This is a genomic window from Luteimonas wenzhouensis, from assembly GCF_007859305.1.
Lineage (GTDB): Bacteria > Pseudomonadota > Gammaproteobacteria > Xanthomonadales > Xanthomonadaceae > Luteimonas > Luteimonas wenzhouensis.
Window position 1 is genome coordinate 136,818 of sequence record NZ_VOHE01000006.1, and the last position, 23,087, is coordinate 159,904.

A 23,087-nucleotide genomic window follows, 5' to 3' on the forward strand; every position below is an offset into this window, starting at 1 on the left:
GCGGTTCCGCGGCATGGCATGGTCAGGCCACCCCGTCCACCGGCAGCCGGGCGACCACTTCGGTGCCGCCGCCGACGCGCGCGACCACGACCACGTTGCCGCCGAGCTGGGCCGCGCGTTCGCGCATGGTGAGCATTCCCAGCCCGCCGCCGCGCGCCGGGTCCAGGCCGCGGCCGTCGTCGACCACCCGCAGCACCAGGGTGCGGGCGCGGCCGTCGTCGGCGAGCGCGACCTCGACCCGCGCCCGGGTCGCGGCGGCGTGGCGCACGACGTTGGTCAGCGCCTCCTGGGCGATGCGGAAGCAGGCCAGCTCGACCGCCGCCGGGAGCCGCTCGTCCACCGGCGCCACGTCCAGTTCGATGCGCACCCGGCTGTTGCGCGAGAGCAGGGCGATCTGGCCGCGCAGCGCGGGTTCCAGCCCCAGCGAATCGAGCTGCGGCGGGCGCAGCAGCAGCGACAGGTCGCGCAGCTTGTGCACCGTCTGGTCGGCGATCGCGATCACCTCGTCGAGGATCTCGCGCCGCGCCTCGGGATCGCCGCCCAGCGATTCGTCGGTAAGCGAGGTCGCGGCCAGCTTGATTGCGGTGATCGACTGGCCGATGTCGTCGTGCAGCTCGCGCGAGAGCGTGCGCCGCTCGTCCTCCTGCACCGTGAGCAGGCGCTGGGCCACGGTCTGCAGTTCCTCGCGCAGCCGGCGCTGTTCCTGCAGGCTGAAGCTGACTTCGTCGTAGGAGGCGCGGGCGCGCGCGGCGAGCGCGTTCATCGCGTCCGCCAGCGGGCGCAGCTCGCGTGGCATCCGCCCCGGCACCACCTGGTCGGAATCGCTGTCGAGCGCGAACTGCTGCATGCGTTCCAGCAGGCCGCGCACGCTGCGGCGCAGCCGCCGCATCCGCAGCACCACCACGATCATCACTCCGCCCAGCACCAGTGCGAGCAGGCCGAGCAGCGCCAGCGCGGTGCGCCGCAGTTCGGCGTCGAGCGCCGCGCGCGGCTGCAGCAGCAGCAACCGCCAGCCGTTCTCCAGCGCGACCGGCACCGCCAGCGCATCGCCGCCGTCGCGCAGCACGCCGCGCAGTTCGCGGACCAGGCTGCTGGAGCGCGCGGCGCGCGCCAGGTCGCGTTCGGCCTCGCGCCCGCCGCGGGCATCGAGCCGCTCCAGCGCCTGCAGCGACAGGCCCGGACTGGCCTGGACCACGGTGAGCTCGCGATCGAGCAGCAGCAGTTCGAAGCCGTGCTCCTCCAGGCCGTGGCCGGGGACCAGCGCGGCGGCCGGCATCGAACCCGAGACCACCCCGGCGAAGCGGTCCCCCTGCAGCAGCGGCACCGACACCGCGACCCGCGGCGAGCGCTCGGGCCCGCGTCCCATGTAGACCCCGGACACGTGGCCGCGTCCGCTCTCGCGCGGCACCTGGAAATACTCGCGACCGGCCACCGAGCGGTCGCTGCCCCCGGCCAGCGCCGGGTTGGCGGCCAGGACCTGGCCGTCGGCGCCGGCCACCAGCAGGTGGGCGAAGGCGGGGTAATGGCGGTTGATCCGCGCCAGGTCGGTGTCCCAGCCGGCGACGTCGTCGATGTCGCCGGCGGCGATGCGGCGGTCGGCGAGCACCTGCATGGTCGCCATGTGCACGCGCAGGAAACTGTCGAGTTCGCGCGCGGTGGAACTGGCGGTGGCGGCGAGCCGGGCCGAATACCGCGCGTGCACCGACAGCGACAGCTGCCACAGCAGCAGCCCGACCAGCACCAGCACCGGCAGCGCGACCGCCAGCAGCAGCAGCTTGGTGAATTCGCCGAGCAGGGCCCAGCCGGGCCGGGTGGTGGTGGCAGTGTCGGGCATGGCGGCCACGCTACCGGCCCCGGAGGCGGAGCCGCAAGCCTGCCGGCGGGTGGCCGGTGCTCAGAACAGTTCGACGCTGCCGGCGTCCATCGACTGCTGGGTCACCGGCTTGTGCGGGGGGCGCTCCCATTCGCCGCGCATCTGCGAGATGCGCTGGCCGATCTGGGCCAGGGCCTTGCGCAGCTCGGGGCTGCACTGGGCGCCGTTGCGGTGGAGCAGGTCCTGCAGCACGGTCGCCTCGCGGTTGATCGCGCCCAGCCGCTCCAGGTGCAGGTTCGCGGCGGCCAGCGCCTGGGTGGCGATGTCCTCGAACTGCAGCGAGCGCACCGCCTCGGCGACCGAGCCGTCGATGGCCTTGCTGCATTCGGCGATCTCGCGCATGCCGGCGCCGAGGTTGCGGTTGATCTCGTCCACGCGCTCGAGCATCGCCGCGGCCTCGTTGCGCGCCTGGCGGCTGCGGTCGAGGTCGCGCGAGGCCATCGTGCTCACGGTCTCGCGCACGCGGGCGATCGCGTCCTTGGAGCTGTGGGCGAGCTTGCGGATCTGTTCGTTGAACGCGGTCGAGCGCTCGGACAGGTTGCGCACCTCGTCGGCGACCACGGCGAAGCCGCGGCCGGCCTCGCCCGCGCGCGCGGCTTCGATCGCGGCGTTGAGCGCGAGCAGGTTGGTCTGGTCGGCGATCGACTTGACGTCCTCGAGCAGCGAGAAGATGCCGTCCAGGTGTTCGGCCATCGCGTCGATGTGGGTGACGGTGGCGCCGCTCTGGCCGCTCACCGCCTCCAGCGCCTCGACCAGCTGTTCCATCTGCTGGCTGGCCTGGACCGCGAAGCGGTGCACGTCCGAGCCGCTGCCGCTGTCGTCGCCGCCGTTGCGGCGGTCGAGGATGCGCGCGGCGACCTCGCTCTGCTGGCGCGAGCGGCGGTTGACCGCGTCGAAGCTGGTGCCCAGCTTGGCCACCGACTCGCGGATCAGCTCGCGGGTGCGGTCGATCTCGGCGCGCGAACCCTCGACCTCGGCGCCGATGAAGTTGCGCAGCTCCTCCAGCAGCCGGCCCTGGTCGCGCAGCAGCGCGGTGTCGGCCGGCCGGCCCGTGGTCCACGCGAACCACAGCCAGGCCAGGGTCATGGCGGCCAGGGCACCCCAGCGCACCGCCGGGGCGAGGTCCAGCGCCTGGGCCACCACCAGGACCAGGGTGAGCGCCAGCGGCGCTGCGAGACGAAGCAAAACACGCGAATCCATTGTCGGTCCTGTCGGGATGGGGGGCTGGACGGTCTGCCTAGGTAACGGCTGCGATCGGGCCTGCTTTAGCCACCGGGCGGCGGCGCGGCCGCGGCGGCGCCGTCCTCGCGCGCGGGGGCGAGCAGGCGCGCGGCGACCTGGCGCAGTGGCACCACCTCGGCCGCCGCGCCCAGCGCCACCGCGGCCCCGGGCATGCCCCAGACCACGCTGGTGGCCTCGTCCTGTGCGATGGTCAGCGCGCCGGCGCGGCGCAGCGCCAGCAGTCCGGCGGCGCCGTCCTCGCCCATGCCGGTGAGGAGCGCGGCGCAGGCGTCGCGGCCGGCGGCCGCGGCCACCGATTCGAACAGCACGTCCACGCTCGGGCGGTGGTGGCACACCGGTGCGTCGTCGCCCAGGCGGCAGATCCACTGCCCGCCGCTGCGCGCCACCCGCAGGTGGCGGCCGCCGGGGGCGACGTAGGCGTGTCCGGGCAGCAGCGGCTGCCGGTCGCGCGCCTCGGTCACGGCCATGCGGCTGTGGCGGTCCAGCCGCTCGGCGAACGAGGCGCTGAACGCGGCCGGGATGTGCTGCACGATCACCGTGGCCGGGGCGTCGGCCGGCATCTGTCCGAGCACTTCGCGGATCGCCTCGGTGCCGCCGGTGGAGGCGCCGATCGCCAGCAGCCGACCGGTGCTATGGTGGCCGATCGGGCCCTCGCGATGCGGCGTGGCGGCCGGGGCGGCGTGCCCCACCCGGGCCCGCGCGGCCAGCTTGACCTTCTCCGCCAGCCGCGCGCCGTACTCGACCAGGCCGCGGGCGACGTCGATCCTGGGCTTGGCCACGAAATCGACCGCGCCGGCCGCGAGCGCGTCCAGGGTCACCGCGGCGCCGGCCTCGGTCAGCGACGAGACCATGATCACCGGCATCGGCCGCAGCCGCATCAGGTTGCGCAGGAAGGTCAGGCCGTCCATGCGCGGCATCTCGACGTCGAGCGTGATCACGTCCGGCGCCAGGCGCTTGATCTTGTCGCGGGCGATGTAGGGATCGGCGGCGGTGCCGACCACCTCGATCCCGGGATCGGCGCCCAGCAGCTCGGACACCAGCGTCCGCACCAGCGCCGAGTCGTCGACCACCAGCACCCGGACCGGCCGCGGGCCCATGTCAGAACAGTTCCACCGGGCCGGCCACCGGCGCCCGCGCCAGGCGCCCGTACAGCGCGCGCTCGACGTCCACCACGTCGTCGCGGGTGGCCGGCAGGCGCTTGACCAGGGTGCGGCCGGTGCGCGGGAAGAAGCCGATCTTGCGCGCCTGGTTGTCGCCCAGGTCCTGGGCCAGCACCGGGATCTTCTCGGCGTCCAGGTAATCGAGCACGAAGCTCGCGTTGCGGGTGCCGATCGGGTCGCTGTGGATGCCGCTGAGCACGTTGCCGCCGCCGAACACCTTGGCCTGCAGCCGGCGCCGGTTGGCGCCGCGCTTGAGCAGGCCGTTGATCAGCAGCTCCATGGCGTTGACGCCGTAGCGCGCGGGCTTGCCGTCGTCACCGTGGCCGCCGGGCAGCATGAAGTGGTTCATCCCGCCCAGTCCCGGCAGGGGGTCGTACAGGCACGCGGCCACGCACGATCCGAGCAGGGTGACCAGCGCCACCGGCTCGTCGGTGACCACGTAGTCGGCCGGCAGCAGGCGGATGGCGCGGGTCTTCAACGCGGTGTCGTAGTAGGTTCCGGCGGGCGGTGCGGCCAGGGCCGTGCTCATCGTCCACCTCCCTGTCGTACGGCCCGGTACACGGTGCGCCCGCACGGCGCCACCAGGTCGGCGGCGTGGTTGAAGCTTTCCGAGTGCCCGGTATACAGGCGGCCCTCCGGGGCCAGCAGCGGGGTGATCCGCTGCAGCACCCGGTACTGGGTGGGCTTGTCGAAGTAGATCATCACGTTGCGGCAGAACACCGCCGCGCACGAGCCCGGCCGCAGTCCGTAGTCGTGCGCGAGCAGGTTGAGCGGGCGCAGCTCGACCAGCGCGCGCAGCTCCGGGCGCACCCGGCACAGGCCCTCGTTGGCGCCGGCGCCGCGCTGGAAGAAGCGCCGCCGGCGCACCGGATCGATCCCGGCGATGCGCTCGAGCGGGTACACCCCGCGCGCGGCCACCTGCAGCACCGAGGTGTCGATGTCGGTGGCCAGGATCCGCACCGGCGGGGTGGGGCTGTCGAAGGCTTCGCAGGCGGTGATCGCCAGCGAGTAGGGCTCCTCGCCGGTGGAGGCCGCGCAGCACCACACCAGCAGCGACGGGCCGCGCCGGTACATCGCGCGCAGCTGGCTGGCCAGCAGCGGGAAGTGGTGGGCCTCGCGGAAGAACGAGGTCAGGTTGGTGGTCAGCGCGTTGACGAACTGTTCGTCCTCGCCGTCGGCGTCGCGTTCCACCAGGTCGAGGTAGTCGGCGAAGCGCTCGATCCCGCGCGCGCGCAGGCGCCGCGCCAGCCGGCTGTAGACCATGTCGCGCTTGTGCGGGCCGAGGCTGATCCCGGCGCGCGCATGGATCATCCGGCACACGCGCTGGAAGTCCCGCTCCTCGAACACGAAGCCGCGTTCGCCGGCCGCGCCGATCGCGTCCGCTGGCTCGCGCAGCGCCTCAGCCGCCATCGCCCGGCTCCACCGCCGGCCCGCCGGCCGCCCCGGGCGAGGCGACGCGGGCGGCGAGCCAGTGGTCGAACACCGGCCGCGGCAGCGCCTTCGAATAGAGGAAGCCCTGGACCTCGTGGCAGCCGAACTCGCGCAGTAGCGCGGCCTGCTCGACCGACTCCACGCCCTCGGCGATCACCTCCATGTCGAAGTTCTTCGCGATCAGCGTGATCGAGCGCACGATCGCCTTGTCGCCGCGGCTGTCGACCAGGTCGCGCACGAACGAGCGGTCGATCTTGACCCGGTCCACGGGCAGCCGGTGCAGCATCGACAGCGAGGCGTGCCCGGTGCCGAAGTCGTCGTAGGAGACGCGGATGCCGCGCTTGCGCAGCTGGCCCAGGGTGCGCTCGGCCACGCCGTCTTCGCGCAGGGCGATGGTCTCGGTGAGTTCGATCTCCAGCTGCTCCGGGGCCAGGCCGCTGGCGGCGAGCGCGGCGTCCACCTTGTCCACCAGCGCGTCGTCGTTGAACTGCGCCGGGAACAGGTTCACCCCGACCTTGAGCGGGCGCCCGCCGGCCGGCGGCCAGCTGGCGGCGTCGCGGCAGGCCTGCTGCAGGATCCAGTTGCCCACCGCCGGCGCGATCGCGCTGCGTGCCAGCGCGTCGATGAAGGCCACCGGCATCAGCAGGCCGCGCTCGGGGTGGCGCCAGCGCAGCAGCGCCTCGGCGCCGGACGGCAGGCCGGTGGCGAGGTCGACCTGGGGCTGGTAGTGCAGCTCGAACTCGCCGTCGCGGAACGCACGCCGCAGTTCCAGGTCCAGGTGCCGGCGGTCGATCGCCTCGGCCCGCATCGAGGGCGAGAAGCGGCGCAGCTGCAGGCTGCCGGCGCGCTTGGCGTGGTGCAGGGCCAGCGACGCCAGCGCCAGCAGCCCGCTGCCGCCGTGGCCGCCGTGCGCGGCGCCCTCGGCGTCGGCGTCGCAGGCCAGGCCGATGCAGGCCTCCACGTGCACGCGCTGGTGGTCGATCTCGCACGGCCTGGCGACGTCGCGCAGCAGCGCCTGCAGCCGCGGCTCGAACGCGTCGAGCCCGGCGGGGGCCTGGAACAGGATCGCGAACTCGTCGCCGCCGAACCGGGCCAGGTGGGCGTCGGCCGGCAGCCAGGCCATCAGCCGGCAGGCCACGACCTGGAGCACGGTGTCGCCGACCTCGTGGCCCAGGGCCTCGTTCACGGCGCGGAAGTTGTCCAGGCCCAGCAGCGCCACGCCGAGGCGGGCGCCGCGGCGGCGCAGCGAGTCGATGGTGGCGAACAGGGCCTCGCGGGTGGCCAGGCCGGTGAGCGCGTCGCGCCGGACCGCCCGCGATTCGCGCGGCGCGGCGCCGGCTTCGGTGACGTCGCGCAGGATCAGCGACACTCCGCGACTGTTGCGGTCGTGCCAGTCGCAGCGCACGGCTTCGACCACGCGCAGTTCGCCGGCGGCGTCGCGGATGCGCAGCCGGCGCGCGCTGGGGACTTCGTCGCGGGCCTTGCCGTCGCCGTGCAGCCAGCGCACGACCTGTTCCGGATCGTCCTGCAGCGGGAGCGGCAGCAGCCGGTCGAGCGGCTGGCCCGGCATCGCCGCCGGACCCAGCAGGTCGCGTGCCGCGCCGTTGGCGAAGAGCGTCCTGCCGGCCGGATCGACCACCAGGATCGCGCTGGAACTGGCGTCGGCCGCCTGCCGGCAACGCGGGCCGGCCAGGCGCCCGAGCGCCGGCGCGGCCACGGCGGCCATCGCCGCCAGGCGTTCGCGGGCGTCGGGCCGCGGCTCGCGCGGCCGCGCGTCGCCCACGCCGAGCGCACCGAGCAGCTCGCCGTCCGCGCCGCGCAGGAGGGCCGCCATGTAGAAGCGCACGCCGCCGTCGCCGGCGACCAGCGGATCGCCTTCCAGTCGCGGGTCCGCGCCGGCGTCGGCCACCACCGCGGTGGGCGCGTCCGCGTCCACCAGCCTGGCCAGCGCGCTGTCGGTGCCGTCGACGCCGGCCGGCAGTCCGCGCGCGGCGGCCAGGCGCAGGCGCCCGGCGTCCATCGTCCACAGCATCGCGCAGCGGCAGTCGAACAGGCCGGCCGCGACCGCGAGCACCGCCTCGAGGACCTGGCCGCGCGGCCGTTCGTGCCGGTGCGCGGCGGCCGGCTGCGGGGGCGGCGGATTCGGGGATGCGGGCTTGCCGGGACTGGCGTCGGGGGCGACCAGGGGCTCGAGCATGGCGACGGTCCGGGAGGGGCGGCGGGCGGCGGTGGCGTCAGGCCAGCGCGCTGGCCGCCTCTTCCGGGGCCGCGACCGCCAGCCGGCGGCCGCCGCGCGGCGCGCCCGCGGGTGTTGGCGTGGGCGTCGGCGCGGGCGCGGCCTGCCGGTCGCGCTGGGCGCGGAACACGGCCACGGTCTGCACCAGCTGTCCGGCCTGCTGCTCCATGCTGCGCGCGGCGGCGGTGGCCTCCTCGACCAGCGCCGCGTTCTGCTGCGTGGTCTCGTCCATCTGGGCGATGGCCTGGTTGATCTGCTCGATGCCCGCGCTCTGCTCCTGCGAGGCGGCCGAGATGTCGGCGATGATGTCGGTGACCCGCTTCACGCTGGTGACGATCTCGCCCATCGTGCGGCCGGCCTGGTCGACCAGCTCGTTGCCCTGGCGGACCTTGTCGGTGGAGTCGGTGATGAGCTGCTTGATCTCCTTGGCGGCGCCGGCCGAGCGCTGGGCCAGCGAGCGCACTTCGGCGGCGACCACGGCGAATCCGCGCCCCTGCTCGCCGGCGCGGGCGGCCTCGACCGCGGCGTTGAGGGCGAGGATGTTGGTCTGGAAGGCGATGCCATCGATGACGCCGATGATGTCGGCGATGCGGTTGGAGGACTCGGAGATGGCGGACATGGTCTGGACCACGCGCCCGACGACCTCGCCGCCCTGGGAGGCGACGTCGACCGCGCCGATGGCCAGCTGGTTGGCCTGGCGGGCGTTGTCGGCGTTCTGGCGCACGGTGGAGGTGAGTTCCTCCATGGACGAGGCGGTTTCCTCGAGCGAGGCGGCCTGCTGCTCGGTGCGGCGCGACAGGTCGTCGTTGCCGGCGGCGATCTCGGTCGAGGCCGCGCCGATCGCGTCGGCCGCGGCCTGGATCCGGGCGACGATCGCGGTCAGTTGCTCGACGGTGGCGTTGGCGTCGTCGCGCATGGTCGCGAACACGCCCTGGTAGTCGCCCTCCATGCGCACGGTCAGGTCGCCCCGGGCCAGCGCGGTGAGTACCCGCGAGACTTCCTGCAGGCTGGCCGCGTTGGCGTCCAGCAGGCCGTTGAGCAGGCCGGCGAGCTGCAGGTAGAAACCCTGCTTGTCCTCCAGCGCGATGCGGTGCGAGAGGTCGCCGGCGGCCGCGGCCTCGACTACCCGCGCCAGCTCGGTCTCGACCCGCACCTGCGGGGTGCGGTCGCGCCATTCGACCACGTAGCCGAGCAGGGTGCCGTCGGCGTCGGCGACCCGGGCGATGTTCTCGCCGAAATGCGCCTGGCCGATCGCCAGCTCGCCCTGGTAGACGTCCTCGAGCTGCCCGAGCCGGGCCGCGAGCTGGTCGGGATCCTGGTGGAAGTCGTCGAGCGCGGTGCCCACCAGTTCGCCGGCCTCGAGCCCCGGCAGGCTGGCGTGGACATCGTCCTGGTACTGGCGCAGCAGGTCGGCGACGGCCTGGTTGGCGTAGATCACCCGGCGCTGGGCGTCGGTGATCATCACGCAGGTGCCGGAACTGTCGAGCGCGGTGCGGATGCGCAGGTTCTCGCTGGCCACGGCCTGGTCGCGCTCGATGCGCTCGCGCAGGTCGTGCTGCATGCGCTTCATCGCCCTGAACAGGTCGCCGATCTCGTCCGCGCGGCGGGTGTCGATGTGGCTGTCGAGCTTGCCGGCCGCCACGTCGTTGGCCACCACGGCCGCTTCGCGCGCGGCCCGGGTGAGGTTGCGCGCCATCAGCCAGGCCACCACCAGGCCCACGGCGATGCCGGCGACCAGCAGGGTCAGGGTCAGGGTGTTGGACGCGACGTAGGCGCGCGAGGCGGCGGCGGTCGAGGCGGCCGCGATCCGGTTGGACTCGTCCGCCAGCGCGGCCAGGGCCGCGCTGGTCGCGTCGTGCAGCCCGCTGGTCTGGCCGATGAAGGTGTCGATCGCGTCGTCGGGCAGCTCCAGGTCGAGCAGTTCGTTGACCGAGTCGTAGGACGCGCGCGCCGCGGCCCAGGCCGCCACCAGCTCCTCGAGCATGCGCCGCTCCTGGGCCGTGGTGACGTACTGCTCGTAGTCCTTGAAGTTCTGCGCCAGCTGCGCGTCGATCGCCACCGCGCGCTCGCGCGCTTCCTGCTTGGCCGCCTCGCTGGCGCGCACCAGGCCACGGTACGACGCGGTCCGGTACTCGCCCAGCAGCCCGCGGGTCTGGCCGACCAGGGTGACGGCCGGCAGCACGCCCTGGGCGATGCTCTGGCTGGTGCGGTCCATCGAGCGCATGCCCATGTAGGCACCGGCGCCCTGGACCAGCATGATCAGCAGGAGGATGCCGAAGGCCAGCATCAGCTTCGGCATGAGTTTCATGTTCGTGATGACGTGCATGGTGGTTCCGCCTGGCGTTGGTGGGCGACCGGGGTCGGGCGCGGCAGCGGGCCGCGGGGTCACTCGATCGTGGCGAGCTTCACGTCGTTGGGCGACGCGATCGCGATCTCGGCGCGGCTGGCGTCGCGCTGGATGGTGCCGATCACGCACACGTCACGGCCCTCCAGCTCTTCGGGCGTGGGCCGGAACCGGCCGCGCAGCTCCTGGGGGATGCGCGCGGAGAAGGTGTGGCGCGGGAACATGCCGCCCATGTGCAGGAAGGTCGGCTGGCCTTCCGAGTTCTCTGCGTAGCGGGTCTTCTCCACCTTGCCGCAGACCATGCCGGTCTGGCCGGCGTGGCGGACGGCGTGTTCGGGGCGGATGACGCTCTGGGCGGCGGCGGCGGAAACACAGCTGGCCGCGAGCAGCGCGACCAGGATGCGGGTGGTCCTGATGGTCATGTCCGGTGTACTCCAGTGGGGTGTGGTGGGCGATCGCGCACCCGTTGCCCCTGTAGCGGCCGGACCGGCCGGGACTTTAGCCGCCGCTCAGCCGCCCCGGCGCAGCCGCGCGTTGCGCTGGCGCTCGATCCGGAAGATGTACTGCATCAGCTGCTGTTCGAGCGCGGCGGGAAGCTCGGCGAACCTGCAGCCGGCGCGCCACCAGGCGGTGTTGCCGCGGACGCCGTCGCGGGCGGTCCAGGCGACCTCGACCGCCACCGGCACCGGCTCGGCGTCGCCCAGCTGCAGCCGGCACGGCGGCAGCCGGGTGCCGGGCTGGAAGCCGTGGATCGCGTCGTCGGGCACGGCCAGCGCCAGGCCGCCGGCACTCAGGTCCAGCACCCGCAGCGTGCGGCCGTCCGCATCCGCGCCCGGCAGCAGCGTGGCGGTGGCGGTGGCCGACAGCGGCAGCCGGTAGCTTTCCCGCCGCTGCAGCCGCAGCAGCGCCGCCGGCCACGGCGCGGTGAACGCCACGTAGTCCTCGTGCAGCGTGCGTCGCGGGGTCGACAGCCGGAACCGGATCGGCACCAGGTCCAGCTGCGCGCTGCACACCACGCGGGTGGCCGCGGCCATCCGCTGGTTCATGGCCTCGTCGCGGTTGCCGTCGAGCACCAGGGTGCGGTCGTCGCGGACCTCCAGCAGCGCCGTCGGGCAGGCGTGGCCGCCGGGCACCAGGCGCGTGGCGATCTGCGCCCGGGCCTCGGCCAGCCCACGCAGCACCTGCCCGATCTGCTGCGGATCGTGCAGTGCGAACGGCGAGTGTTCCTCGTCGTCGAGCAGGTGGAGGGCGTCGGCGTCGGGCATCGTCCTGGGCCCCGCTCAGAACTCCAGCCATTCGCCGTCGGCGTCGGCGGCGACGGGCGTCCGCCGCGGGGCCGGCCGGGCCGGGAGCGCCGGACCGGCGCGGCCGCCGGCCGCCACCGGTGCCCCGGTCGGCACCGGTGGCGGTGCCGGTGTCGGTGTCGGTGTCGATGGCGCCGGTGTCGATGGGGGCGCGGGCGCCGGGCGCGGCGCGTGCCCCGGCCCGCGGTCGTCGCCCGCGGCCACGTCCGCCGACGCGGGCGCGGGCTTCGCGGCCGTCGGCCGCTCGCCGTCCTGCAGCCGGAACACGGCCACGGTCTGCACCAGCTGTCCGGCCTGCTGCTCCATGCTGCGCGCGGCGGCGGTGGCCTCCTCGACCAGCGCCGCGTTCTGCTGCGTGGTCTCGTCCATCTGGGCGATGGCCTGGTTGATCTGCTCAATGCCCGCGCTCTGCTCCTGCGAGGCGGCCGAGATGTCGGCGATGATGTCGGTGACCCGCTTCACGCTGGTGACGATCTCGCCCATCGTGCGGCCGGCCTGGTCGACCAGCTCGTTGCCCTGGCGGACCTTGTCGGTGGAATCGGTGATGAGCTGCTTGATCTCCTTGGCGGCGCCGGCCGAGCGCTGGGCCAGCGAGCGCACTTCGGCGGCGACCACGGCGAATCCGCGCCCCTGCTCGCCGGCGCGGGCGGCCTCGACCGCGGCGTTGAGGGCGAGGATGTTGGTCTGGAAGGCGATGCCATCGATGACGCCGATGATGTCGGCGATGCGGTTGGAGGACTCGGAGATGGCGGACATGGTCTGGACCACGCGCCCGACGACCTCGCCGCCCTGGGAGGCGACGTCGACCGCGCCGATGGCCAGCTGGTTGGCCTGGCGCGCGTGCTCGGCGTTCTGGCGCACGGTGGAGGTCAGCTCCTCCATCGTGGCGGCTGTCTCCTCCAGGTTGGCGGCCTGCTGCTCGGTGCGGCGCGACAGGTCGTCGTTGCCGGCGGCGATCTCGCCGGCGGCCGCGTTGATCGCGTCGCTGCCCTCGCGGATGTGGCCCACGATCTCCGCCAGCTGTCCGACGGTGCGGTTGGCCGCCGCGGCGACCTCGCCGAAGCGGCCCGGCATGTCGTCGTCGATCCGCCGCGCCAGGTCGCCCCCGGCGACCGCCGACAGCAGCCCGCCGACCCGGGACAGGCCCTGGTCGGTGGTGGCCATCAGCCGGTTGAGGCCCTCGATCATCTCCCGGTAGGCGTGCTCGAAGCGGCCGGCGTCGCCGCGCAGCGAGAAATCGCCGGCTTCCGCGCCCTCGACCAGGCGCCGCACCTGGGCGGTAGCGTCGAGCATCGACTGCTTGATCGCGTCGACCGCCGCGGTGATGCGCGCCTTCTCGCCCGGCAGCCGATCGAGGTCGCGCGACAGGTCGCCGCGGGCGTAGTCCGAGACCACGTCGACCACGTGCATCTTCACCGCGATGTGCGAGGCCACCAGTGCGTTCACGCCGCTGGCCATGGTCCCGTACACGCCGGGGAACTCGTCCGCGGGCAGGGTGTGGCTGATCGTGCCGGCTTCGTGCGCCTCGTGCATCCGGCGCTGGGCGTCGGTGAAGCGGCGCAGCACCTGCTGCATCGCGTGCAGCGAACCGAGCAGGCGGCTGGTCTCGTTGCCGCCTTCGGCCTCCAGGTCCACGTCCAGGCGGCCCTGGGCCATGGCGTGCGCGGCGTCCACCGCGCGCAGCACCGGGCGGGTGATCGAACGCGCCAGCATCCACGAGGCCGACAGCAGCAAGGCCAGCACCAGCGCCAGCATCAGCAGCGCCGCGCGCACCGAGGCCCAGGCCGCGGCCTGCACGTCGTCGACGTAGATGCCCGAGCCGATGATCCAGCCCCAGGGCGCGAACTCCTGCACGTAGGAGATCTTCGGCACCGGGCGGTCCTCGCCCGGGCGCGGCCAGGCGTAGTGCACGAAACCGCCGCCGTCGGCCTCCACCCGTCGCACCATCTCCACGAACAGTCGCACGCCGTCGGGATCGGCGTAGTCGCTCAGGTCGGTGCCGTCCAGCTCCGGGCGGAACGGATGCATCACCATCCGCGGGTGCCGGTCGTTGATCCAGAAATAGTCGTCGTCGCCGAAGCGCAGGGCCTTGATCGCGTCCGCGGCGCCGGCGCGGGCGGCCTGCTCGCTGATCTCGCCGCGCTCGGCGCGGGCGTGGTAGTGCGCGACCAGGCTGAGCGCGGTCTCGACCAGGCCGCGGGTGGCCGCTTCCTTCTCCGCGATCATCGCGCGGCGTGCGTCGAGCAGCTGCACCACCATCACCACCAGCACCGCGAGGGTCCCGAGCAGGGTGAGCAGCTCAAGCTTGCGGGAAACGCCGAGGCGCGAGAGGAAGGAGGCCATGGGATCCGCCGGGTGGGGTCGTCACCCTGCTATCGGCCGCGGGCCGCGAAACTTTGGCCGGGCGGGCCGGGCCGCGCCCGCGTCCGCGCGCGGACGCGGGCGCTCAGGCGAGCGCGGCGTCCGGCGCGGGCGCGGCGACGTGCGCCGGGGCGGGCGCGGCGGGCGTGGCAGCGGGCCGCGGCGCGTCGCCGTCGTCCAGGCGGAAGGCCGCGGCCGCGCGGGCCAGGTGCCGGGCCTGGTCCTGCAGGCTGCTGGCGGCGGCCGAGGCCTCCTCGACCAGGGCGGCGTTCTGCTGGGTGGCCTGGTCGAGCTGGGCCACGGCGCGGTTGACTTGGCCGATGCCGGCCGACTGCTCGCGCGAGGCCGCGGTGATGCCGCCCATGATCGCGGTGACGCGCTGCACCGCCTCCACGATCCCGGCCATGGTCCGGCCGGCGCGGTCCACGCGCTCGGCGCCGAGCCCGACCTTCGCGGTGGAATCCTCGATCAGGGCCTTGATCTCGCGCGCGGCCTCGGCCGAGCGCAGCGCCAGGTCGCGCACCTCGCTGGCCACCACCGCGAAGCCGCGGCCTTCCTCGCCGGCGCGCGCGGCCTCGACCGCGGCGTTGAGCGCGAGGATGTTGGTCTGGAACGCGATCGCGTCGATCACCCCGACGATGTCGGCGATGCGCTGCGAGGATTCGCTGATCTGGGCCATGGTGGCCACCACCTCGGCCACCACCCGGCCACCGTCCTCGGCTACCTCGCCGGCGCCGCGCGCCAGTTCGTCGGCCTGCTGCGCGCTGTGCGCGTTGCGCTGCACGGCGGCGGTGAGCTGTTCCATCGAACTCGCGGTTTCCTGCAGGTTGGCCGCCTGCTGGCCGGTGCGGGTGGACAGGTCGGCGTTGCCGCTGGCGATCTCCGCGGCCGCCTGGCCGATGGTGAGGGTGGCGGCCTGGATCTCGCCGACCAGCTGCGCGAGCTGGTCGACCGCGGCGTTGGTGCTGGCCTTCATCTCGCCGAACAACCCGTGCATCTCGCGGGTGATGCGGCGGCGCAGGTCGCCCTGGGCGAGCGCGTCGAGCACCGCGGCGGTCTCGCGCAGGCTCTGTTCGGTGGCCTGCATCAGCCGTTCCAGGCCGCTGCCAACCGCGGCCACGAAGCCGGTGGCGCCGTGCAGCCGCAGGCGGCGGCTGAAGTCGCCGCCCGCGGCCGCGGAGACCACTTCCTCGAGTTGCCGTTCCAGCGCCAGCTCGTCGGTCCGGTCGCGCCATTCGGCCACCGTGCCCAGCCGTTCGCCGCTGTCGCCCAGCACCGGGGTGACGGTGATGTCGAAGGTGCGCTTGCCGAGCACGGCGCGGTAGGGATGCGGCGCCGTGAGCGCGTCGAGCAGCGACCGGCGCGCGGCCGGGTCGGGGTCGAGCGCATGCAGGGCGCTGCGTTCCAGGGCCCCGGGGTCGACCCCGGGGCAGCTGGCGCGCACGTCGTCGGCCGCGGCCGCGAGCATCGCCCGCGCGGCGGGGTTGGCGTACACGATCGCGTGGTCGGGCCCGGCCACCATCACGCTGGTGGGCGCGGCGTCGAGCGCGCACTGCACCCGCGCCATCTGCTCGGCGTGGCGGCGGCGATCCTCGATTTCGAAGCCCAGCCGCACCTGCATCGACTTCAGCCCGAGCAGGACCCTGCCGACCTCGTCGTTGCGGTCGATGGCGATCTCGCGGTCGTAGTGGCCGGTGGCGAAGTCGCGCAGGTGGCCGACCGCGGTCTCCAGCCGGCCGACCACGTCGTTGCCCAGCCACCAGGCCGAATATCCCGCCGCGGCAGTGGCGAGCGCGACCAGGCCGTAGAGCACCGACCCCTGGATCCCGGCCGCGGCCAGCAGCACCAGCGCCAGGCCGAACCCGCCGACCCCGGCGGCGGCGAGCGCCAGCCGCTGGCGCAGGCTCATCCGCCACAGCGGGTTGAGCGCGCGCAGGCGGTCGGGCACGACCCGCGCGCCGTGGCGCACGCGCAGGCGGCTGCTGCCGGCGCGCATCGCGGCGTAGTCGCGGTCGGCCGCTTCGACCTCGTCGCGCGAAGGCCGGCGCCGCACCGACATGTAGCCCACGTGGTCGGCACCCTCGTAGTAGGGCGTGACGTGGGCCATGACCCAGTAGTGGTCGCCGTCCTTGCGCCGGTTCTTGACCATGCCCACCCACGGCCGCCCCGCCTGCAGCGTGCGCCACAGGTCGGCGAACGCCTCCGGCGGCATGTCCGGGTGGCGCACGATGTTGTGCGGCTGGCCGAGCAGTTCGGCCTCGGCGTAGCCGCTGGCGCGGACGAAGGCGGCGTTGGTGTAGACGATCACACCGCGCCGGTCGGTCCGCGAGACCAGCGGCTCGTCGTCCTCCAGCACGTACTCGCGCTGGGTGACGGGAAGGTTCATGCGCATGTCGGCTCCCGGGGAGGGGCGGCGCCGCGCGGCCGTCGCCGGCCGCAGCGGCGCGGGGCGGGCGTCAGGCGGCCTCGGCCGCCACCAGGCCCATGGTTTCGTGGCCCATCAGGCGCTCGATATCGAGCAGGATCAGCATCCGCTGGTCGAGCGTGCCGATGCCGGTCAGGAACTGGCGGTCGATGGTGGCGCCGATCTCCGGCACCGGCCGGACCTGCTCGCCCGACAGCCGGACGACGTCCGAGACGCTGTCGACGACCATGCCGACCACGCGGCCGCCGACGTTGAGCACGATCATCACCGTGAGCGCGTTGTACTCGGCCTTGGCCAGGCGGAACTTCAGCCGCATGTCGACCACCGGCACGATCACCCCGCGCAGGTTGATCACGCCCTTGATGTAGTCCGGGGCGTCGGGCAACCGGGTCACCGCGTCGTAGCTGCGGATCTCCTGCACCTGCAGGATGTCGACGCCGTACTCCTCCTCGCCGAGCACGAAGGTCAGGAACTCGCCGCTGCCCACGCCGGCGGCGGCCTCGGGAGTGGTGGGTGCGTCTTGGACGGTCTGGTCGGATGCGGACATGGGGTGGTCCCTTGGATGGGGTGCTTGCGTTGGGGGATCAGGCGGCCGCCGGCACCGGCGCCGACTGGGCGAGCCCGCCCGCGTCGACGATCAGTGCCACGCGGCCGTCGCCGAGGATGGTGGCGCCGGACACGCCGGCGACGCGCTTGTAGTTGGACTCGAGGTTCTTGACCACGACCTGCTGCTGGCCGAGCAGCTCGTCGACCTCCAGCGCCAGGCGCCGGCCGTCGGCCTCGACCACCACCGCGATGCGCGGCGGCGCGTCCTCGCCGCGCTCGGCCGGCTGCAGCCCGTACTGCGCGGCCAGGTCGACCAGCGGGATGTAGTCCTCGCGCACGCGCAGCACCCGCGCCTCGCCGGCGATGGTGCGCACCTGGCCGGGCGCGGGAAGCAGCGACTCGACGACCATGGCCAGCGGCACGATGAACACCTCGCCGCCGGCCGAGACCGACATGCCGTCGACGATCGCCATCGTCAGCGGCAGGCGGATGGCCACGGTGGTGCCTTCGCCGGGGCGGCTGCGGATCTCGACCTGGCCGCCGAGCGCGGCGATGTTCTTCTTCACCACGTCCATGCCGACGCCGCGGCCGGACAGGTCGGTGGCCTCGTCGCGGGTGGAGAAGCCCGGCGCGAACACCAGGTCCCAGACCTGGCCGTCGCTGGGGTTGTCCGGCACCGCGATGCCGCGTTCGGCGGCCTTGCGCAGGATCCGCTCGCGGTCCAGGCCGCGGCCGTCGTCGCTGATCTCGATCAGGATGTTGGCGCCCTGGTGGGCCGCGCTCAGGGTCAGGGTGCCGGTCTCGTCCTTGCCCGCGGCGCGGCGCTCGGCCGGCGACTCCAGGCCGTGGTCGATCGCGTTGCGCACCAGGTGCACCAGCGGGTCGACGATCTTCTCGATCACGCCCTTGTCCAGCTCGGTGGCCTCGCCGTGGGTGCGCAGCACCACCTTCTTCTCGAGCCGGGTGGCGAGGTCGCGGACCATGCGCGGGAAGCGGCTGAAGGCGAAGTCGACCGGCAGCATGCGCACGCCCATGACCGACTCCTGCAGGTCTCGGGTGTTGCGCTCGAGCTGCACCAGGCCCGACAGCAGCGCCTCGTTGGCGACCGGGTCCAGGTGCTCGGTGCGCTGGCGCAGCATGGCCTGGGTGATCACCAGCTCGCCGACCAGGTTGATCAGCGCGTCGACCTTGGCCACCGCGACCCGGATCGAATTGTCGTGGTCGGTGCTGCGGCGCGCCGCGGGGGCCGTGGCGTCCTGGGCGGGCGCGGCGGCGGCCGGCGCGCCTGCCGCTGGCGCGGGGGCCGGGGCGCGGCCGGCGGGCACGGTGGCGATGTCCAGCTCGCACTCGTCGGCGACCCAGGCGAACGCCTCGTCGATCGCCGCGCGCGGCACGCTGCCGGGCAGGGTCAGGTTCCAGGCCAGGTAGGCCTCGAACGGATCCATCTCGGCGAACGGCGGCAGCCGCCCGTCCACGCACTCCACGCCCATCTCGCCGTGGCTGGCGAGCTCGCGCAGGATCCGCAGCGGGTCGTTGCCGCTCAGGAACAGCTGCGGGCCGGGGACGAAGGCGATGCGCCAGTCGCCGTCCGCCGCGGCGTCCGTCCCGGCGGCGCCGGCCGCGGCCGCGCCGTCCGCCGCGGGCGCCTGGCCGCCGGCGAGCAGCGCGTCGAGCGCGGCCCGGGCCGCGCCCAGCGCCGGGGCGTCGACGTCGCCGCCGTGCTCGCAGGCCGCGAGCAGGCCGCGCAGCACGTCCACCGAGGACAGCAGCGCGCCGATCGCGTCGCGGTCGAGCGCCCGGCGGCCGCCGCGGACCTCGTCGAGCAGGGTCTCGAGCACGTGGGTCAGGTCGGTGACCGCGGTGAAGCCGAAGGTGGCGGCGCCGCCCTTGATCGAGTGCGCCGCGCGGAAGATGACGTTGATCGTCTCGGGGTCGGCCCCGCCCGACTCGAGCGACAGCAGGCCGCTCTCCATCGCGTCCAGGCCCTCGCGGCTCTCCTCGAAGAATGCGGCGTGGAAGCGGGAGACGTCCATGCTCAGGCCAGGACCTTGCGCACCGTGGCGACGAGCTGCTCGGGGTCGAACGGCTTGACCAGCCAGCCGGTGGCGCCGGCGGTCTTGCCTTCCATCTTCTTGTCCGCGCCCGACTCGGTGGTGAGCATCAGCAGCGGGGTGAAGCGGTAGGCCGGCAGCTGGCGCAGCTCGCGGATCAGGGCGATGCCGTCCATGCGCGGCATGTTGACGTCGGTGACCACGGCGTCGAACGACCGGGTGCGCGCGATCTCCAGCGCGGCCTGGCCGTCCTCGGCCTCGCTCACCTGGAAGCCGCCCGAGGTCAGGGCGAAGGCCACCATCTGGCGCATCGAAGTCGAATCGTCGACGACCAGCAGCTGCTTGCTCATGCGGTTGCTCCGGGGGCGTTTGCGGAACGGGGGGCGTCGCCGTCGACGCCCAGGCTGGCGGCCAGCGCCAGCTGGCGCGCGGCCTCGGCCAGCGCCGGCGAAGGGTGGACGATGGTGGTCCTGCGGCCGCGCGCGGCGCGGTCGCGGACGAAGGCGTGCAGCAGCTGCAGCCCGGCCGCGTGCACGCGCTCGACCCGGTCGCCGGCCAGCTCCAGCGGCGCGTCGGCGTCCAGGTGCGGCTGCAGCGCCGCCTGCAGGTCGGCGACGCGCTCGATCCCGAGATCGGATTGGAGCGTCAGTTGGGTCATGGACGGGGCACGTGGTTGCGGTCCAGGGGATTAACGGCGGCGACGGGCGGGGCTTGAGCGCCTCAGCGGTACAGCGCGTGCGCGTCGAACAGCACGGTCGGCACGTCGCCCACGCGCGCCACCCCCAGCACCACGCCGCGGTCGTCGCCGGGCAGCGCCGGCTCGATCCGGTCGCGGCCGAGCGTGACCACGTCCTCGACCGCGCTGACCAGCAGGCCGATCAACTCGTCGTCGCGCTCGACCACCACGATCCGGCCCTGGTCGCCCGGCTCCACGCGCCCGGTGCCGAGCCACAGGCCGAGGTCGAACACCGGCACGATCCGGCCGCGCAGGTTCATCACCCCGAGCACCGCCGGGTCGGCGCCGCGCATCGCCACGATCGGCATCAGCCGCACCACTTCCTGCACCCGCAGCAGTTCCAGCGCGTAGCTGGCCGCGCCCACCCGCACCCGCAGCCAGCGCGGCGCGGGAGCGGCATGGAGCGGGGCGGGCGGCGCCTCGGCGGCCGCCGCGGAGGGGCCCGGAGGCCGGGGCGCCGGCGTCGCCGCCGTGGCGGGGACGGGCCCGGCGGCGGACGGCGGTGCCACGGGCTGGAGCGGCGGGGCGGGCGGCAGCTGCGCCGCCGCGGCCGGCGTCGGCGCCGCGCCCGGCGCGGGGCCCGCGGCCGGGTCTCCCGTGGCCGGGGCCACGGTCGAGTCCGCGGTCGAGTCCGCGGTCGTGTCCATGGCCGGGTCCGTTGCCGGAGCCGGCGCGGGCGCCGGGGCCGGGTCCGCAGGCGGTGCCGGGTCCGCCGGCGTCGGCGCCGGCGGTTCGGGGGCGTCCTGGGCCGCGGCGGCCGCCGGCACGGCGCCGTCCGGCGCCTCGTCCAGCAGCATGTCGATGTAGTCGACCACTTCGCCTTCGCCCGCGCTCATGCCGCCCGCCTCTGGGCGGCATCGCCCTGCGCCAGCAGCCACTTGAGCGCGCGCCCGTAGGCCTCGTAGCCGCGGCCGCCGACCTCGCCCTCGCGGGCGAGCGCGTGCGCGTCGCGCAGCCGGGTGTCCATCGGCACCGCACCGGGCCAGGCGCGGTCCGCGTACTGTTCGTGCAGCTGGGCCAAGCTCTGCACGCCGGCGCGGGTGCGGCGGTCGAACAGGGTCGGCAGCACATGCTGGGGCAGCGGGCGCCGGCGCGAACGCTCGACCATCGCCGCGGTGCGCAGCATGTCGGCCACGCCGTGCAGCGCCAGCGGGTCGGTCTGGGTCGGCACCACCAGCCGGTCGGCCGCGGCCAGCGCGTTGACCATCAGCAGGCCGAGCGTGGGCGGACAGTCGAGCAGCACGTGGTCGTAGCTGGAATGGGCGCCGTGCAGCGCACGGCCCAGCGCCAGACCGAGCCCGGGCTGGGTGGAGCCGCGCCGCTCCAGGGTGGCCAGCGCCGGCTGCGCGGCCACCAGCTGCAGGCCCGGCAGTTCGGTGCGCCGGGCCAGCGAGGCCAGGGTGGCACCGCTGCCGGTGAACAGGTCGTGGGTGCCGCTCGGCGGCGGGCTGGCCGGTACGCCGAAGGCCCGGGTAAGCGAGGCGTGCGGGTCCAGGTCCACCAGCAGCACGCGGTGGCCCGCCTGTGCCAGCCCGCGGGCCAGGCACAGGGTGGTCGTGGTCTTGCCGACCCCGCCCTTCTGGTTGGCGATCGCCCAGACGTGCATCTCAGCGCGCTCCTGCATTGAATCCGGGGGCCGCGGGCATCGCCGCGGCGACGTCGGGCGCTGCGCCTGCGCCGTCGCCGGCCACGGCCGTGGGGACATCGATCGGGTGGAGGTCCGGGGCCAGCGCGATCTCGGGGGCTTCCTCGGGCACCGCGTCCACGCCCTGTGGCGCGGCCAGGATCACCAGCAGCACGCGGCGGTTGGCGTTGCGGCCCTCGACGGTGGCGTTGTCGGCCAGCGGCTGGAACTCGCCGTAGCCCACCACCGCCAGCCGCGTGGGGTCCACGCCCTCGTCGGCCAGCACGTGCACCACGCTGGCCGCGCGCGCGGCCGACAGTTCCCAGTTGCTGGGGAACGCCGGGGTGTTGATCGGCACGTTGTCGGTGTAGCCCTCCACCCGGACCGCGTTGGGCTCGTCGCGCAGCACCGCGCCGAGCTTGCGCACGGTGGCCAGGGCCATCGGGCTGGGCACGGCCACGCCGCTGGCGAACAGGATGTCGCTCTGGATCTCGACTTCCAGGAAGGTGCGCCCGCGGCGCACGGTGACCAGCTTCTGCCGCACCAGTTCGGCCAGCGCATGCTGGATCCGGCGGCCGAGGGTGTTGAGCTGGGATTGGCCGGCGAGCGCGGCGTCCATCGCCGCCTTGGCGCTGTCGCGCTGGGCCATGGCGCGGCCCTGCTGGCCCAGCGGCACGTCGAGCATCTGGCGCACGCGTACGTTGCTCACCGGCGCGGTCGCGGTCGGGCCGGTCTTGGCGCCGGGGGTGAGCAGGGACGGGCGGTCGAACGAGGAGCCGCGCAGCTGGGTCTGGCCGAGCTGGATCGGGGTGATCGAGCGCGGCGGCCCGCCGAAGGCCGAGGCCAGCGCGTCGGACACCGCGCGGTACTTGCCCTCGTTGATCGAGGAGATCGCGTACATCACCACGAAGAAGGCGAGCAGCAGGGTCATGAGGTCGCCGTAGGGCACGGCCCATGCCTCATGGTTCTGGTGCTCTTCGTGGTGGCGCCGGCGTGCCATCGCGGCCTCAGTGCAGGTAGCCGTTGAGGCGCGCTTCGATGTTGCGCGGGTTCTCGCCCTGGGCGATGGCGATCAGGCCCTCGATGATCATCTCGCGCCCGGTGGCCTGGGCGCGGATCAGGGTCTTGAGCTTGTTGCCGACCGGCAGCAGCACCAGGTTGGCGCTGCCGATGCCGTAGATCGTCGCGGTGAACGCGGCGGCGATGCCGTGGCCGAGCTTGCTCGGGTCGGCCAGGTTCTTCATCACCGCCATCAGGCCCAGCACCGCGCCGACGATGCCCAGGGTGGGCGCGTAGATGCCCATGCCCTCGAACACCTTGGCCGCGGCCACGTCGCGTTCGCTCTGGCCCTGCAGTTCGATCTCCAGCATCTGCCGGATCGCCTCGGGCTCGAGTCCGTCGACCACCATCTGCAGACCCTTGGCCATGAACGGGTCGGCCTGTTCGGCGACCTGCGCCTCCAGGCCCAGCAGGCCCTGCTTGCGCGCGGTCGTGGACCACTCGACGATCTGCGCGATCACCGCCTGGTGGTCCTGCTCCGGCGGGCGGAACACCCACGGCAGCATCTTCATCGCGCGCATGAAGGTGGAGGCCGAGGTCTGGACCAGGATCGCGGCGATGGTGCCGACGATCACGATCAGGAACGCGGCCGGCGACCACAGCCCGGCCAGGCCGGCTCCCTTGAGGATGCTGCCACCAACCAGCGCGCAGAGCGCGAGCACGACGCCGATGACGCTGAGTCTGTCCATTGCCTG

General features: G+C 74.0%; 19 protein-coding genes. All 19 read right to left on the reverse strand.

Going from position 1 to position 23,087, the window contains the following annotated elements:
* Positions 1-22 precede the first annotated feature (22 nt).
* The 19 genes from FQY79_RS15430 to FQY79_RS11920 all read right to left on the reverse strand — a co-directional run bounded on the left by FQY79_RS15430 (position 23) and on the right by FQY79_RS11920 (position 23,081).
* Positions 23-1,834 (reverse strand): histidine kinase, encoded by a 1,812-nt coding sequence (locus FQY79_RS15430; protein WP_186760008.1) that lies wholly within the window; start codon positions 1,832-1,834, stop codon positions 23-25.
* A gap of 60 nt (positions 1,835-1,894) precedes the next feature.
* On the reverse strand, positions 1,895-3,073 hold the full coding sequence (locus FQY79_RS11835) for a methyl-accepting chemotaxis protein (RefSeq protein WP_146313109.1): 1,179 nt from the start codon (positions 3,071-3,073) through the stop codon (positions 1,895-1,897).
* 65 nt (positions 3,074-3,138) lie between these two features.
* Positions 3,139-4,212 carry a protein-glutamate methylesterase/protein-glutamine glutaminase gene (locus FQY79_RS11840; RefSeq protein WP_146313110.1) on the reverse strand — a complete coding sequence of 358 codons (1,074 nt, stop codon included), beginning with the start codon at positions 4,210-4,212 and terminating at the stop codon, positions 3,139-3,141.
* 1 nt (position 4,213) lies between these two features.
* Complete coding sequence (gene cheD / locus FQY79_RS11845) at positions 4,214-4,804, reverse strand: chemoreceptor glutamine deamidase CheD (protein ID WP_146313111.1); 591 nt, start codon at positions 4,802-4,804, stop codon at positions 4,214-4,216.
* Complete coding sequence (locus FQY79_RS11850; protein ID WP_146313112.1) at positions 4,801-5,685, reverse strand: CheR family methyltransferase; 885 nt, start codon at positions 5,683-5,685, stop codon at positions 4,801-4,803. Before FQY79_RS11850 ends, cheD begins: the two co-directional genes overlap by 4 nt.
* Positions 5,675-7,903 (reverse strand): putative bifunctional diguanylate cyclase/phosphodiesterase, encoded by a 2,229-nt coding sequence (locus tag FQY79_RS11855; protein WP_146313113.1) that lies wholly within the window; start codon positions 7,901-7,903, stop codon positions 5,675-5,677. Before FQY79_RS11855 ends, FQY79_RS11850 begins: the two co-directional genes overlap by 11 nt.
* Before the next feature lie 37 nt (positions 7,904-7,940).
* Positions 7,941-10,268, reverse strand: coding sequence for a methyl-accepting chemotaxis protein (locus tag FQY79_RS15805; protein ID WP_146313114.1), 2,328 nt, complete (start codon positions 10,266-10,268; stop codon positions 7,941-7,943).
* A 59-nt stretch (positions 10,269-10,327) separates the two neighbouring features.
* Positions 10,328-10,708 (reverse strand): hypothetical protein, encoded by a 381-nt coding sequence (locus FQY79_RS11865; RefSeq protein ID WP_146313115.1) that lies wholly within the window; start codon positions 10,706-10,708, stop codon positions 10,328-10,330.
* Between the two features lie 87 nt (positions 10,709-10,795).
* Positions 10,796-11,551 (reverse strand): flagellar brake protein, encoded by a 756-nt coding sequence (locus tag FQY79_RS11870; RefSeq protein ID WP_146313116.1) that lies wholly within the window; start codon positions 11,549-11,551, stop codon positions 10,796-10,798.
* 15 nt (positions 11,552-11,566) lie between these two features.
* Complete coding sequence (locus tag FQY79_RS15810) at positions 11,567-13,933, reverse strand: methyl-accepting chemotaxis protein (protein ID WP_186760010.1); 2,367 nt, start codon at positions 13,931-13,933, stop codon at positions 11,567-11,569.
* Positions 13,934-14,036: 103 nt separating this feature from the next.
* On the reverse strand, positions 14,037-16,337 hold the full coding sequence (locus tag FQY79_RS15815) for a methyl-accepting chemotaxis protein (RefSeq protein ID WP_186760012.1): 2,301 nt from the start codon (positions 16,335-16,337) through the stop codon (positions 14,037-14,039).
* A 70-nt stretch (positions 16,338-16,407) separates the two neighbouring features.
* Entirely contained in the window at positions 16,408-16,923 is a 516-nt protein-coding gene (locus tag FQY79_RS11885; protein ID WP_146313118.1) for a chemotaxis protein CheW, read from the reverse strand.
* Between the two features lie 37 nt (positions 16,924-16,960).
* Positions 16,961-18,961 carry a chemotaxis protein CheA gene (locus FQY79_RS11890; protein WP_146313119.1) on the reverse strand — a complete coding sequence of 667 codons (2,001 nt, stop codon included), beginning with the start codon at positions 18,959-18,961 and terminating at the stop codon, positions 16,961-16,963.
* Entirely contained in the window at positions 18,958-19,323 is a 366-nt protein-coding gene (locus FQY79_RS11895) for a response regulator (RefSeq protein WP_146313120.1), read from the reverse strand. Before FQY79_RS11895 ends, FQY79_RS11890 begins: the two co-directional genes overlap by 4 nt.
* Positions 19,320-19,631: an STAS domain-containing protein gene (locus FQY79_RS11900; RefSeq protein ID WP_146313121.1), complete on the reverse strand. Its 312-nt coding sequence runs from the start codon at positions 19,629-19,631 to the stop codon at positions 19,320-19,322. The genes FQY79_RS11895 and FQY79_RS11900 overlap by 4 nt, the downstream gene beginning before the upstream one ends.
* Positions 19,632-19,693: 62 nt before the next feature.
* Entirely contained in the window at positions 19,694-20,545 is an 852-nt protein-coding gene (locus tag FQY79_RS11905) for a chemotaxis protein CheW (RefSeq protein WP_146313122.1), read from the reverse strand.
* Entirely contained in the window at positions 20,542-21,315 is a 774-nt protein-coding gene (locus FQY79_RS11910; protein ID WP_146313123.1) for a ParA family protein, read from the reverse strand. Before FQY79_RS11910 ends, FQY79_RS11905 begins: the two co-directional genes overlap by 4 nt.
* Before the next feature lies 1 nt (position 21,316).
* Complete coding sequence (gene motD, locus FQY79_RS11915) at positions 21,317-22,333, reverse strand: flagellar motor protein MotD (RefSeq protein ID WP_146313124.1); 1,017 nt, start codon at positions 22,331-22,333, stop codon at positions 21,317-21,319.
* Positions 22,334-22,340: 7 nt separating this feature from the next.
* Entirely contained in the window at positions 22,341-23,081 is a 741-nt protein-coding gene (locus tag FQY79_RS11920; protein ID WP_146313125.1) for a flagellar motor protein, read from the reverse strand.
* Between the last annotated feature and the right edge of the window lie 6 nt (positions 23,082-23,087).